The 12,073-nt window shown below is 58.9% G+C and carries 8 protein-coding genes and 5 pseudogenes; 9 read left to right on the top strand and 4 right to left on the bottom strand.

Annotated features, from left to right (window positions below; all coding sequences use genetic code 11):
• Positions 1–409 precede the first annotated feature (409 nt).
• The 6 genes and pseudogenes from ACP7AD_RS18165 to ACP7AD_RS18140 all read left to right on the top strand — a co-directional run.
• Entirely contained in the window at positions 410–694 is a 285-nt protein-coding gene (locus ACP7AD_RS18165; protein ID WP_426149148.1) for a hypothetical protein, read from the top strand.
• A gap of 500 nt (positions 695–1,194) precedes the next feature.
• A complete protein-coding gene (locus ACP7AD_RS18160) occupies positions 1,195–1,857 on the top strand; it encodes a hypothetical protein (protein WP_426149147.1) in 663 nt (220 codons plus the stop codon).
• Positions 1,854–3,794: a hypothetical protein gene (locus ACP7AD_RS18155; protein WP_426149146.1), complete on the top strand. Its 1,941-nt coding sequence runs from the start codon at positions 1,854–1,856 to the stop codon at positions 3,792–3,794. The genes ACP7AD_RS18160 and ACP7AD_RS18155 overlap by 4 nt, the downstream gene beginning before the upstream one ends.
• 232 nt (positions 3,795–4,026) lie before the next feature.
• Entirely contained in the window at positions 4,027–4,971 is a 945-nt protein-coding gene (locus ACP7AD_RS18150; protein ID WP_426149145.1) for an AAA family ATPase, read from the top strand.
• Between the two features lie 5 nt (positions 4,972–4,976).
• On the top strand, positions 4,977–5,678 hold the full coding sequence (locus ACP7AD_RS18145; protein ID WP_426149144.1) for a hypothetical protein: 702 nt from the start codon (positions 4,977–4,979) through the stop codon (positions 5,676–5,678).
• Between the two features lie 43 nt (positions 5,679–5,721).
• Positions 5,722–5,868 (top strand): annotated as a pseudogene (locus tag ACP7AD_RS18140) (ATP-binding protein); the annotation flags it as partial.
• A 292-nt stretch (positions 5,869–6,160) separates the two neighbouring features.
• Here the strand turns inward: ACP7AD_RS18140 and ACP7AD_RS18135 are convergent.
• From ACP7AD_RS18135 to ACP7AD_RS18120, 4 genes and pseudogenes are all read right to left on the bottom strand, one after another.
• The gene (locus ACP7AD_RS18135; protein WP_426149143.1) at positions 6,161–8,821 is read right to left on the bottom strand and encodes an excinuclease ABC subunit A; all 2,661 of its coding nucleotides are present in this window, start codon (positions 8,819–8,821) and stop codon (positions 6,161–6,163) included.
• Between the two features lie 171 nt (positions 8,822–8,992).
• Positions 8,993–9,181 (bottom strand): annotated as a pseudogene (locus tag ACP7AD_RS18130) (IS3 family transposase); the annotation flags it as partial.
• A 29-nt stretch (positions 9,182–9,210) separates the two neighbouring features.
• A pseudogene (locus ACP7AD_RS18125) lies at positions 9,211–10,128 on the bottom strand (IS3 family transposase); the annotation flags it as partial.
• Positions 10,129–10,159: 31 nt separating this feature from the next.
• Positions 10,160–10,324, bottom strand: a pseudogene (locus ACP7AD_RS18120) (transposase); the annotation flags it as partial.
• A gap of 209 nt (positions 10,325–10,533) precedes the next feature.
• Between ACP7AD_RS18120 and ACP7AD_RS18115 the strand changes: the two are divergent.
• The 3 genes and pseudogenes from ACP7AD_RS18115 to ACP7AD_RS18105 all read left to right on the top strand — a co-directional run.
• Positions 10,534–10,740: pseudogene (locus ACP7AD_RS18115) on the top strand (DDE-type integrase/transposase/recombinase); the annotation flags it as partial.
• 190 nt (positions 10,741–10,930) lie between these two features.
• The gene (locus ACP7AD_RS18110) at positions 10,931–11,305 is read left to right on the top strand and encodes an antitoxin Xre-like helix-turn-helix domain-containing protein (protein ID WP_426149142.1); all 375 of its coding nucleotides are present in this window, start codon (positions 10,931–10,933) and stop codon (positions 11,303–11,305) included.
• Entirely contained in the window at positions 11,302–12,015 is a 714-nt protein-coding gene (locus ACP7AD_RS18105) for an RES family NAD+ phosphorylase (RefSeq protein ID WP_426149141.1), read from the top strand. Before ACP7AD_RS18110 ends, ACP7AD_RS18105 begins: the two co-directional genes overlap by 4 nt.
• The last annotated feature ends 58 nt before the right edge of the window (positions 12,016–12,073 follow it).

The raw sequence follows: 12,073 nt of genomic DNA, 5'->3' as shown, positions 1-12,073 counted from the left end.
AAGGATCAGAATCAAACACAAAAACTAGCCGCTTGAGCATCGAACTTTTTGCGGCAACTACCTTGACAGCGCCCGGTTTGGAGCCTGGCTCATATTGGACAAACTAATTTTTGAGTTCAAAAATGGGCACCAGTGAGGTCACTTTGCCATCGCCCAGGCATTGGAAATGTCATGAATCTTTAAGAACCTGGTCTAATTGAGCTGCGAAAAACGCTGAAGTGCTCAAATCTTATCTAATTCAAGACACATGAACTCAAAGCAATAGCTTTCAATACTTCCTGATCAGCATGTGAACGGAATTCTGAATTGGCTGCCATACTTGACTCTGATAAAAGAAGTCGTTGCTCTTTGTCGGAGTGACTTGGCTGTAGGTGTGTTTCTCCAACATTTTTAATAACAGGAGTTGATTATGAAAAGCTTGATCTCTATAAGCCTGGCTGCCTTACTGGCTGCAAGCCTTTCCGGATGCGCGCAAGACGGCATGATGCGGCAAGGATCAATGCAGGGCGGTGCCGGCATGAAAGGCGGCTTGGACATGAAAATGATGGATACCAACAACGACGCAATGATTTCCAAGGAGGAATTCATGAAACATCATGAAGCCATGTATGACAAGATGAAAAAAGGCAGTAACGGGATGGTCAGCGTTAAAGACATGCAAATGATGATGCACGACATGATGATGCAGAAGTAATTACACGCATTTGGGCAAGCGGTATTGCGTTCCGGCTGAGCGGCTATTTGGCACTTGGCACCTTGCGGGTGGCCAAAAGCTGAAAATCAACGCAGATCGCCTCATTGCAGCTGCAGGATATTTTTCAACTGGCCCTTGCTTGAGGCTGCCTGCCGAGGCTTCGGTGTTACGGTAGTTTTTGTGCGTCTCGGCGACTGACTTGATGAAGCGCGGGTCTTGCATGCGTTCATGGCTGCTCATGAAGGCAGTGACGTCCTAGGCCTCATGCTCACTCAAAGTGCCGCCTTTGCCCAGCCGTGAAGTGTAGTAATACTGACAATTATTATTTTTGAACGGTTTCGTTATAAATCAATGACTTAGCTGAGTCCGGTGAGGCTAAAGTGTCAACATCATTTCATTTTTTGATGTAGTAATTTTGACAATATCTGTTCAGATGTACTAATATTGCCAATTGTTGCGATAGAGGGGTGTATTTCCGTAAAAACTATTGAAGCAAGGTCATGGCCAAGTCGATGCCCTACACGCGACCCCTGCCGTTTTCCCGACCGTCGGGACGCCGGCGTATTGAAGTGTTCAGCCCGAAGATCGGGCGGCGCCTGAGCATTGGCAGCTACGACGCGTCCAGAACCTGGCTGGTCATCGAAGCCAATCCACTCATTGCCACTTTTTGTGAACGGCCGGCTTACGTCGAGGGATCACGCGGCCCGGTGATCGATTTTTGGGTGCAACTGCGTGGCGCGCCCGCCGGGGAGTTCTGGATGGTGCAAGAGCCTCCACGCCCGTCATCACCAAATGACACGGCTATGCCGGAGCAACCATCACATTTGCACTGTCTGCCTGTGCGTTACATCAGCCGGGCTGACCTGATCGCCTGGGCTGTTCCCCTTGCCAACTGGGCGCGCATCACACCCTATCTGGTCAGCCACAGGCGCTACAGGGATGCCCTGCTGGAGCAGAAGATCATGGTTTTCCTTAATGGAGACGAAGCGCTGGACTCGGTGCTGGCGCATTTCCAGCAACACGACGAGACCACCGTGCAGGCGGCGTTGTTTCAGTTGCTGGCTGACGGCCGGGTGATCAGCCCGGACCTGGCAGTTGAGCCACTGGATGGCGCCACACGGTTTCACCGCTTGCCGGTGGTGGTGGGGCCTGCGAGCTCATGAGCCGCCAGGCCCTCGAATTAAAGCGGATTGCCGAGTGGCCCAGACTCGACGAGAAGGCCCTGGACGAGAACGTTCTTCAGAAGTACCAGTCACGCTGCGCGGCCATACAAGCCTATGCCCGGGGCGAGCCGATCGCAAGCATCGAAATTGAGCATGGTATCGATCGATCAACCCTGTTTCGCATGCTCAAGCGGGCGCAACGCGCGCATGCCGACGGCAGTATCTGGGGATACCGGGCGCTGGTGCCGCACGTTAATGTGGCTGGTTATGAACGCAGCAGCCTACCGCGCGCGCTGGTGCACACAAAGGCCGGCAATGCCGGCGCATTCACTCAGCTTTTGCAGCGCTACCCGGCGCTTGAGGCGCATTTGCGTCGCGAGCTGAGCAGCCGTAAAGTTCAGCTCAAAGGCGAGGGTGAAGCCGCGCGTTTGTTCGACTTCAGTTCTGTGCTGCACCGTTTCCAGGACGCCTGTCGCAAGCAAGGTCTGTTGCCATCGGACTACCCGTTCAACCAGCAAGATCAGGGCGTGCGCTCCCTTGCGCGAATTCTGCGCGCCTGGCTGCTTGACCGCTTTGATGACGCCGCGCATGCGGCAGGCGCTCGTTTCAAGCCTTCATCGGCCTTGCGCAAGCTGCCAGAGCGAGGGGCCGACGAAGCCTTCGACACGGTCGAGTTCGATGCCCACAAGATGGATGTTCGGCTCAAGGTGGTCGATGTCGACCCGCAGGGTATTGAGCGGATCTTTGAGACCGAAAGGGTCTGGCTATTGGCCATTATTGACGTGGCGACCCGCTGCATCCTCGGGTACACGCTGTGCCTGCACCGCGAATGCAGCCGTTATGAGGTGATCGCCACCCTCAAGCACGCACTGACGCCAGCGGAGGTCCCCCGGATCACGCTGGCCGGTTTGTCTCTGTCAGCGGCAGGTGGCTTCGTGTCACAGGCGGTGCCGCAAACCCGGCATGCCTGCTGGCGCCAGATCCGGCTGGACAATGCGCGCGCCCACCTGGCCACGACCAGCCTGGATGTCGTGTGTGAAGCACTGGGGTGCGCTGCCGACTTCGGGCCAGCCTACGAGCCCGATGACCGGCCCTTTATCGAGCGCTTCTTTGGCACCCTGACCAATACGCTGTCGCGGCGCTTGCCGGGGGGAATCCCCGCCAAACCGGCAACAACGTCCAAACGCAAGCGCAAGCTGGACGGGGCCAGGGAATTGCAATTCGTGGTCACGGCCCAGGAGCTCGAGGAATTGCTCGATGCCACCGTGTGGAACTACCATGGCACCCCGCATTCCGGTCTGGGGGGCCTCACGCCACTGGAGCGCATGAGCCAGCAGGTCAGCGGGGTAGGGCGGCCGCCTGTTCGACTGCGACGGGTGCCGCAAGCCCTGCGGGATCACCTGGAGCTGCTGCACGATCCCGCCTTCTGTCTGGTCCACGGCAATGTCGGGCGCGGGGAGCGCCCTTACATCTCGTTCATGCATGTGCGCTACACCAGCGAGCAGCTGGCGCGCCGCGCCAATCTGATCGGCAAGCAGCTGAGGGTGTATTTCGATGCGAAGGATTTGAGGACCTTGGGGGTGTTTACGGAGGAGGGCCATCCGCTGCAAGATTTATCGGCCAGCGGCCCCTGGCGCCATGAGCCGCATTCACTGCGACTGCGTCAGGAGGTGTTCAAGGCGAGACGGGAGAAGCAACTGGCATTCGTAGCAGGTGAAAGTCCTATCGAGGCATTCGTCAAGTTGCGCCGGGCCAAGGCGCCCGAATCACGCCGGGCGGCCAGCGACCTGGCGCGCGTACAGCGGGACCGCCGTGGTGCACCAGATGCACCAGGTACAGCAGGAAATACGCCCAACCTGGTCGAGCCATCCTCCCAGCTGGTATCCGGGCCGGTCAAGGGCAAGAACCTGCGCATCACACGCGGGTTCGCGCGGTAACACTCACAAGTTGCGGGCCGCCCAGGCGGCACCGACGGGTCATTGGTGCGATCTGGCGCCGTGAGGTCGGGCCGGGACCTTCATTCCGGCCGAAAGCGCTTCCAAGGCGCGAAAGGCATTCATGACTGATTCCCTGCAACCGAGGAGCGGCATTACCCGTCAAGGCGTCAAGAGAACATCGCCCAAAAAAGCCCCGCCAGTGTGGGCTGCCCCGCAACCGGCCACGTTGACATTGCAAAACCACCCCCTGGTGCGCCGACACTACCGGGTCGCCACCGCCGCCATCGAACAGTTTGTTGACCTGGTGGAGCGCTGCATCCGCGTGCTGGTTCCTGGTGCGCTGATTCATGCCCGCCCCCGCATGGGCAAGACACACGCGATCGACTACGTCGCGCTGCACCTGGCACGCCACCGCCCGGACATCCTGGTGCTGCGCATGTCCTGCGAGCACCACCGCAGCGACTTTGAAGGGCCCTTCTTCAGCACCTTGCTGAGCGCTGCAGGGGTGCGCCACCCACAGCCGAAGTCGGTCACCGACAAACGCTTTGCGCTGATGTGCCGGCTGAGCGAACAGCTGCAGATGCGGTCGAGTCACATCGTCGTGCTGCTGTGCGACGAAGCCCAGCGTTTGTCCAAGCACGCCCTGGAGTGGCTGCGTGACGTTCACGACCAGCTGGCGCACCATGGCGTGCGCATGCTGACGTTTCTGGTCGGGCAGCCCCAGCTGATGGAGCAGAAGGCGCATTACCAGCTCAGCGGTGACGAACAGATCGTGGCGCGTTTCATGATTGAGCAGCAACACTTTCGCGGAATTGGCGATGCGGTGGACGCCGCCACGTGCCTGGCCAGCTATGACCTGAGCCGCTACCCGGAGACGACCGGCAAGACGTTCACGGAGTTCTTCTATCCGCGTGCATGCGGGCGCGGCATGTTGCTGGAGCAATCGGCGGCCCTGTTGTGGAACACGTTTGTCAACGCGCATGCATCGTCGCAGCTGGCGGGCCCCGCAGAAATCCCCATGGACTACTTCACACGTGCAGTCGAAAGCGTCTTGCTGCAGGGGGCGCAGTGGGATACCCATGACCTCGCGTTCGACGCGGCGCACTGGGAACGCGCCGTCAGGGAGTCCGGCTACATTGCGGCCCAGCAGACGGTGTCGCTCATGCCTGGGCAGTGATTCCGATGGCTCTGCCGATCATCGTGCCGGCCTGGGAGTTTGAGATGCCCGGCTGGTTTCAAGGTGCCCATGAGGCACCCTCAAAACCGTCCAAGCCCAGGCGTTCCAGAACGGTTGGACCGCAGTGCGAAAAGACAAGCGCTGCGCAGGCACCTGACGAGCGGACGATGCTGGTCGCCCGTTGGCGGCGGCTCACCCGGCTGCCCCTACTCAGAGCGACTGGCGTCGCGTCGCTGGCGCACGTATCCCAACTGACGGGACATGGCCCAAATTTAGGCGATGCAGCAAACCTGTTGGCAACGTGCGAATGGCTTTTACGCAGGCGGTTGCGTCAGGACTGGGCGTTACTGCCAGGCGCTGGCCGTGCGCAGGTGCTCACGTGGGTCAGTCAGGTCAAAAGGGATGCGCCCGTCATGAAAGCAACTGCCTCGGCTGCTGATGCCGCGGCGTGGACGCTGTTCGCGATGTATTGGTGCGGCGTCTGTCACCCCGCCGGGCTGTTCAATAAGTCCTTGCATCCGCCGACCGGACTGGTGCGATGGATCAGCCAGTTTCATGTCGATCAGCAGGCCGATCAAGGGCGAGAAATTCAAGAGAAGTTTGCGCACCATATGAGCAGCGCCAGAGCGCAATGTGACGCGCTGGTTCGCACAATGCTGAAGCGCACTGGAAGCGTGGCGTTCCTTCGAGAACTGTGTGTTCAGTAGGTTAGTGTCATTATTACTACTATTTAGTGTCAGTATTACTACACTTCACGACTGGCACGAGTGGATAGGTGACCAAACTGTGGCCGATGCCATGCTCGATCGCCTGATGCAAAACCATCACCGCTTTACCCTCACCGGCGAATCTCTGCGCAAAAAAAGCCCGCCAGCACAAGCAATCGCCGACAAATAGGCCACCACGGTCAGGGGGCCTCCGGCGGCCTGGCAGGGGCCTATTCGTTCAAAAAATTCAATTCCAGAGAGGGCAAAACAGCCGAAAAAGCAGGCCGGCATAAAATCAAAACGCGCAACACCAACCCTCGGTCACGTTCGCCGGAATGCCGGTCACGTTACCGGAATCAGCGGTCACGTTCACCGGAATACGCATCTTCAACATCGCCCGTCCCAACCATTGAATTTCAGGCTGTCAGCATAACGCCATCCTTGGCTGGGACTGCTAATGCGACAAAACCCCGGCTGTCGGCTTACGTTGACCGCGCCATGCTTTTTCTGAGGTAAGTTGCCGTAAGACTGTCGCCATCGCGCGCAACGTCCAAGGGTGTGCCGCTTGCAACGATTTTTCCTCCTGCCGTGCCCGCTCCTGGCCCCAAGTCAATGACCCAGTCACACGCGGCTATCACTCTCATATCGTGCTCCACAACAATGACAGTGTTGCCGGCGTCAACCAGACCCTGCAGCTGAGAAAGCAGCTTATCGACATCGGCGGCATGCAGGCCCGTGGTGGGTTCGTCAAGCACGTAGAGTACGTCGCCACGTTGTGCTCGCTGCAGTTCAGTAGCAAGCTTCACACGCTGTGCTTCTCCGCCAGAGAGTTCGGTCGCCGGCTGGCCCAGACGCAGGTAGCCCAGGCCGATGTCGCTCAGCAGCCTTAGAGGCTTCGCAAGAACAGCTTCATCACAAAAAAACGCTTGTGCTTCTTCAACCGTCATGTGCAGGACGTCGGCGATATTCTTGCCCCGCAGGGTTACCTTCAGTGTCTCCTCGTTGAACCGCGCGCCATGGCACACAGGGCACGGTGCGTACACGCTCGGCATGAAGAGAAGCTCGACAGATACAAACCCTTCGCCCTCGCAGGTTTCGCATCGTCCTTTGGCCACGTTGAAGGAAAAGCGTCCCGCGTCGAAGTCATGCGACCGTGCGGCAGGGGTGTCCGCGAAGAGCTTTCTGACATGATTGAACAGCCCAGTGTAGGTGGCAAGATTGGAGCGAGGCGTGCGGCCAATGGGCTTTTGGTCAACATGCACGAGTCGTTTGATACCCTCCATTCCGCTCGCGATGCGTCCGCTGGCCCGAGGCAGTGCATAGTCTTGCAGCGGGTCGAGTTCTTCCTCGGCGTGCGAGGCTTCGCTTCCCAGGCTCTCCAGTACCAGCTGAACCAGCGCCTGGGTTACAAGGCTGGACTTTCCCGACCCGGACACGCCCGTTACGGCAGACATTGCTTTCAAGGGAAACCGTGCGTCGATGCCAGCCAGGTTGTTCATCGAAACGGCGCTCAGCGCCAGCCAGGCCGTTGGGGTCCGTGGCGTGCGCTGCAGCTCACTATCCCGGCCGAACAGATACCTTGCGGTCTGGGATTTCTCCACGTGCTCAAGCCCGGCTGGGGGTCCACTGTACAGAACTTCACCGCCAGCTTCTCCCGCTGCCGGACCGACGTCGACCAACCAGTCCGCGCAGCGCATCATGTCCAGGTCATGCTCTACAAGGAAGATTGAATTGCCCGAACACTTCAACTGGTCGAGCGCCTCCATCATCGTTTCGTTGTCCGCAGGGTGCAGCCCTGCCGATGGCTCATCTAGCACGTAAATCACTCCGAACAGATTGGAGCGGATTTGGGTTGCGAGGCGAAGGCGCTGCAGCTCTCCAGGCGAGAGCGTCGGGGTCGCCCGGTCAATTGACAAATACCCCAGGCCGAGGCGTTGGAGCGATGTAATGCGCGCCATCAGGTCGGAAGTAATGCGCTGGGCTGCCATGCGTTTTTCCGGTGATAGGTTCGCCGTGCGCCGCACATCGCTGGCCCCAGCATGTGACGAGCCACCGACGCCCGCCCGACGGGCCGTGTCTTTTCGTGCATCCTCCCGGCTTAAGGTTGCTGGCAACTGTACTTCGGGGATGTCGAATATGCCGTTGGCTGCCGGGGCAAGAATTAAGGCCAGGCGGTCCAGCGATAACTGGGAGAGTTCGCCTAGGTCAAGTCCCGCGAAAGTGACCGAAAGGGATTCGCGCTTGAGGCGCTTGCCGTGACACAGGGGGCACGCACTGCCGACCATGAAGCCTGAGACCCGCTTTTTCATCAAGGCGCTGTGTGTGGTGGCAAAGGTGTGCAGAACGTGTTTTCGAGCGCCGATAAATGTTCCCTGGTAGCTGGGTTCGGCCTTGCGGCGCAGGGCTGCGCGCGTTTGCTCGGGGGTTAATCCTGCATAGACCGGTACGGTGGGCTGCTCGTCCGTAAACAATATCCATTCCCGATCTTTGCTGGGCAGGTCTCGCCAGGGCGTATCGACGTCAAAGCCGAGTGAAACCAGAATGTCGCGTAGATTCTGGCCTTGCCAGGCCGTCGGCCATGCTGCCACCGCACGTTCGCGAATGCTCAAGGAATCGTCGGGCACCATGGTCTTTTCATTCACATCAAAAACCCGGCCCAGGCCGTGACACTGCGGGCACGCCCCTTGCAACGTATTGGGTGAAAAGTCTTCTGCGTAAAGCATGGGCTGGCTTGGCGGATACGTTCCCGCCCTTGAAAAAAGCATCCGCACGCTGCTGGAAATAGTCGTCACGCTCCCCACCGACGAGCGGGCGTTGGCAGTTCCGCGCTGCTGCTGCAACGCTACTGCGGGAGGCAGTCCTTCTATCGAGTCCACGTCCGGAACGCCGACCTGGTCGATGAGGCGCCTGGCATACGGAGAGACCGATTCAAAGTATCGGCGCTGCGCCTCAGCGTACAAGGTACCGAACGCGAGCGAGGATTTTCCTGAACCGGAAACCCCTGTGAAGACCACCAGTGCATCGCGAGGAATATCGACATCAACGTTTTTCAAGTTGTGCTCGCGCGCACCCCGGACTCGGACCATGCCTTGGCGAGCACCTTGATGGAGTAAGTCCTTATCCATGGGTCCTTGGTTTCTCATACTCAAATGCCGAGAATACCTGGGCGTGCATTGAAACGCAGCGGGCCGCAGGCGCTCATTCTTGAAAGCCATGTCCGACAAAAAAGCTCATGGCAAGCGCCCCACACCGCAACTTAGCCAAGGGTCTCTCGAACTGACCTTGCCCCTGGATTGCGTATCCCATAACCGAGCTCATGAGTTGGCTTGCCTGGCAAGCCATTCGCTTTCGAATTGCATCGGGCTGACATAAGCCAGCGTTGAATGCAGCCGGGCTTGGTTGTACCCGAGCAGCCAGGCGATGGTTTCATCCTTGGCGTGGCGCCGGGTCACGAAGCGTCGCCCGTGCAGGCGGTCGACCTTCAATGAGCCGAACAGCGTTTTGATCCTGCCTCGTTTTCACGTACATGAAGTTATGCAGCCACAAGGCTGCGTTCCTTTGTGACTGGAGCGAGGAACCCGATGGCCGTGTGCATACGCACGCGGTTGTAGCAGCCCTCGATCCAGTCCACGATGTCCAGCCGGGCCTGAGCCCGGGTCTCGTAGCGTACCTGGCAAATCCGCTCGACCTTCAGCGTTTTGAAAAAACTCTCCATGGCCGCGTTGTCCCAGGCGTTGCCTTTCCTGCTCATCGACATCGTGAGGCCGAAGTCCGCTGCCAAGCGGCGGTACTCATGACTGGCGTATTGGCTCCCGCGGTCCGTGTGCACCAGCAGCGGGTTTGCGTTGCCAGTATGCCGCTCCCAAGGCTGTGCAGACCAGCTTTGCATCGATGTTCTTTGACATCGACCATCCTACAATGCGTCGACTGGCCAAGTCCATCACTACAGCCAGATACAGCCAGCCTTCATTCGTCGCAACGTAGGTAATGTCGCCAACCCACGCGCGATTCGGCTCCCAGCCTTCGAAGCGGCGATCTAGCAAATTAGGCGCCACCGGCAGACGATGGGCCGAGTCGGTGGTGACTACATATGCTCTGCGGTAGACCGGGCGCAGCCCTTGACGCTGCAGGCTTTGGCGCACCCGCTCGGCGCTCACGTACTGGCCTTGCTGGCGTAGCTGCACGATGCGCGGGCGCCCGTAGCTGCGGCGGCTGTCCCGGTGGATGGCCGCCACTTGGGCGTCCAGGGCTTGGTTGGCCAACGCTCGGGCACTGGGCGAGCGCACGCGCCACTGGCAGTATCTACTGCGGGAGACCGACAGCACCCGGCACAGCCGGCTGACCGTGTACTCGTCGCGATTCTTTTCGACCCAGGCGTACTTCATCGCGACCCCTTTGCAAAGTACGCCGTCGCTTTTCGAAGAATTTCCACGTCCAGCTTCGCATCGGCAGAGCTGAAGCGCTCGCGGCGACTTCAGGTGCTGCAAGGCCTGCAGCCGCTCGCCGCCGCTTCCAGTTGCCCAGTGTCGCTACCGGCACGCCCAGCCGGCGTGCCGCTTCATGCACCCCACCGATTCGCCCAGCCTTGCCGCCTCGATTTTGAACTCTTCTGTGTACTGCCTCTTGGGCACTGTTCTATCTTGCATCTCAATTCTCCATACAGGTAAAGTTTCCAACTTCTTGCTGTACGTGCAATCAAGGCAGGGTCAAAGCAAACATGCTTTGTTGTTCAAGACGGATCATGGCTCAGAACTTGTAAGTTCTGAGCCAGGCCAGTTTGGGTTCTGTCGCATTAAGCAATCCCCAGCAGAAATTGTTCAATAAAGTCAACGCCATTTTTTGAAAAAAATCGCTTAATGCGACAGAACCGGATCATCGGGCCATCAAACGTGTCACCAGGCCGATACTCAACTTCAAGTCATTTCAATCGGCCAAAAATGTCCTGGCTGGCATCGAGTTGATGCACATGATTCGCAAAGGTCAGCTCATGATGAAGGGCTGCAACGAAGGGTCGTTTGCCGACCAGTTTTACGCGTTGGCAGGAAAATTCCGTCCCGTCTGAAGAACTGGCATGCGTTCCCGCCCCAAACACGTTCATCAGCCGGCAACGCGACAGAACCCGCCTGAGCAGGTCGCAGTTCTTCCGCACTTCGATCTAACAACCGTGGTGGCAGCACGGATTCACAGAGATAAACCCTTAACTATTGCGTATTGGTGTCACAATCTTTCTATTGAAAGATAAGGAGATCAAAATGAATACCCAGTCAGCAGTACAGATTGAACCCGGCTACGTGCTCGCCAAGGCCGTGGGTCGTGCAGCCGACCTGCTCGGACTGTCAGGTGCTGCAGTCGCGCGCATCGTGGGCTTGAGCGAGCCCACCGTTTCCCGAGTCCTTAAGGGCGAGCGGGCGCTTGACCCCTCTTCCAAGGAGGGCGAGCTGTCGCTGCTGCTGGTAAGGGTTTACCGTTCCTTAGACCCTCTTGTGGGCACAGACGACCAAAAGCGCATCGCCTGGATGCGCGGCCACAACAAAGCGCTCGGCGGCATCCCCAGCAAGCTCATCGAGCGCGCTGACGGCTTGGTGGCCACACTGAACTATCTCGATGGCATGCGGGCACCGGCGTGAGCGAAGCTACCTGGAGCACTGACTGGCTTGAAACCGGGGTGACGCACATGGCCATGCGGGCTTGGCGCGGGGTTGAGGCGCAGCACGTGGCCTCCACCATGCGGCTCGTGGACACCGCACAAGAACAGGATGTCCTGGAGCGACTGCTGGAGGGCAGTAAGCCGCCCCTGCCGCAGATGAAGGCCCCGAAGCACTATTTGCTCTCCACGCCGTTTCGCTACCGACCGCAGCACCAAAGCCGCTTCCGGCGGGCCGGGACGCTCGGAGTCTGGTACGGCGCCGAAGAACTCTACGCGGCCTGTGCTGAGGTAGCCTACTGGCGCCACCGCTTTATCCTGGACAGCGTGGCGCTATTGCACACCGAGCTGTTGACCGAGCACACATTTTTCCAAGCCGAGGTGAAGGGCAAGGCGGTCGACCTGATGAGCTCGCCGTGGGTTGAGGCCCGTGCATCCTGGACCCATGGAAGCGACTACGCCCAGACGCACGCTGTGGCCGACGCTGCGAAAGACATAGGTGTTGAGTGGATTTGCTACGAATCAGTGCGAGCGCCCGGCAAGCGCTGCGCTGCGGTGCTCAATGTCGAGGCGCTTGAGATGCTTGCGGGCACCGCGCAGCAGACTTGGCACTGCAAGGCGACGCGCGAGACAGTTACGATGGTGCATCAGACCAAGCGGTACGACTGGGCATTCCGGGCGCTGTCAAGGTAGTTGCCGCAAAAAGTTCGATGCTCAAGCGGCTAGTTTTTGTGTTTGATTCTGATCCTTT

This window comes from Polaromonas sp. DSP2-3-2b2, from assembly GCF_049895905.1.
In the GTDB taxonomy this organism is placed as follows: domain Bacteria; phylum Pseudomonadota; class Gammaproteobacteria; order Burkholderiales; family Burkholderiaceae_C; genus Polaromonas.
Note: the sequence above shows the minus strand (reverse complement) of the source record. Positions and strands in the feature narration are given on the sequence as shown.

Coding starts and splice junctions, on each gene's coding strand:
- ACP7AD_RS18110 (WP_426149142.1), top strand. CDS start 10,931: ATGAATACCCAGTCAGCAGTACAGATTGAACCCGGCTACGTGCTCGCC.
- ACP7AD_RS18145 (WP_426149144.1), top strand. CDS start 4,977: ATGGCTCTGCCGATCATCGTGCCGGCCTGGGAGTTTGAGATGCCCGGC.
- ACP7AD_RS18135 (WP_426149143.1), bottom strand. CDS start 8,821: ATGAGAAACCAAGGACCCATGGATAAGGACTTACTCCATCAAGGTGCT.
- ACP7AD_RS18155 (WP_426149146.1), top strand. CDS start 1,854: ATGAGCCGCCAGGCCCTCGAATTAAAGCGGATTGCCGAGTGGCCCAGA.
- ACP7AD_RS18165 (WP_426149148.1), top strand. CDS start 410: ATGAAAAGCTTGATCTCTATAAGCCTGGCTGCCTTACTGGCTGCAAGC.
- ACP7AD_RS18160 (WP_426149147.1), top strand. CDS start 1,195: ATGGCCAAGTCGATGCCCTACACGCGACCCCTGCCGTTTTCCCGACCG.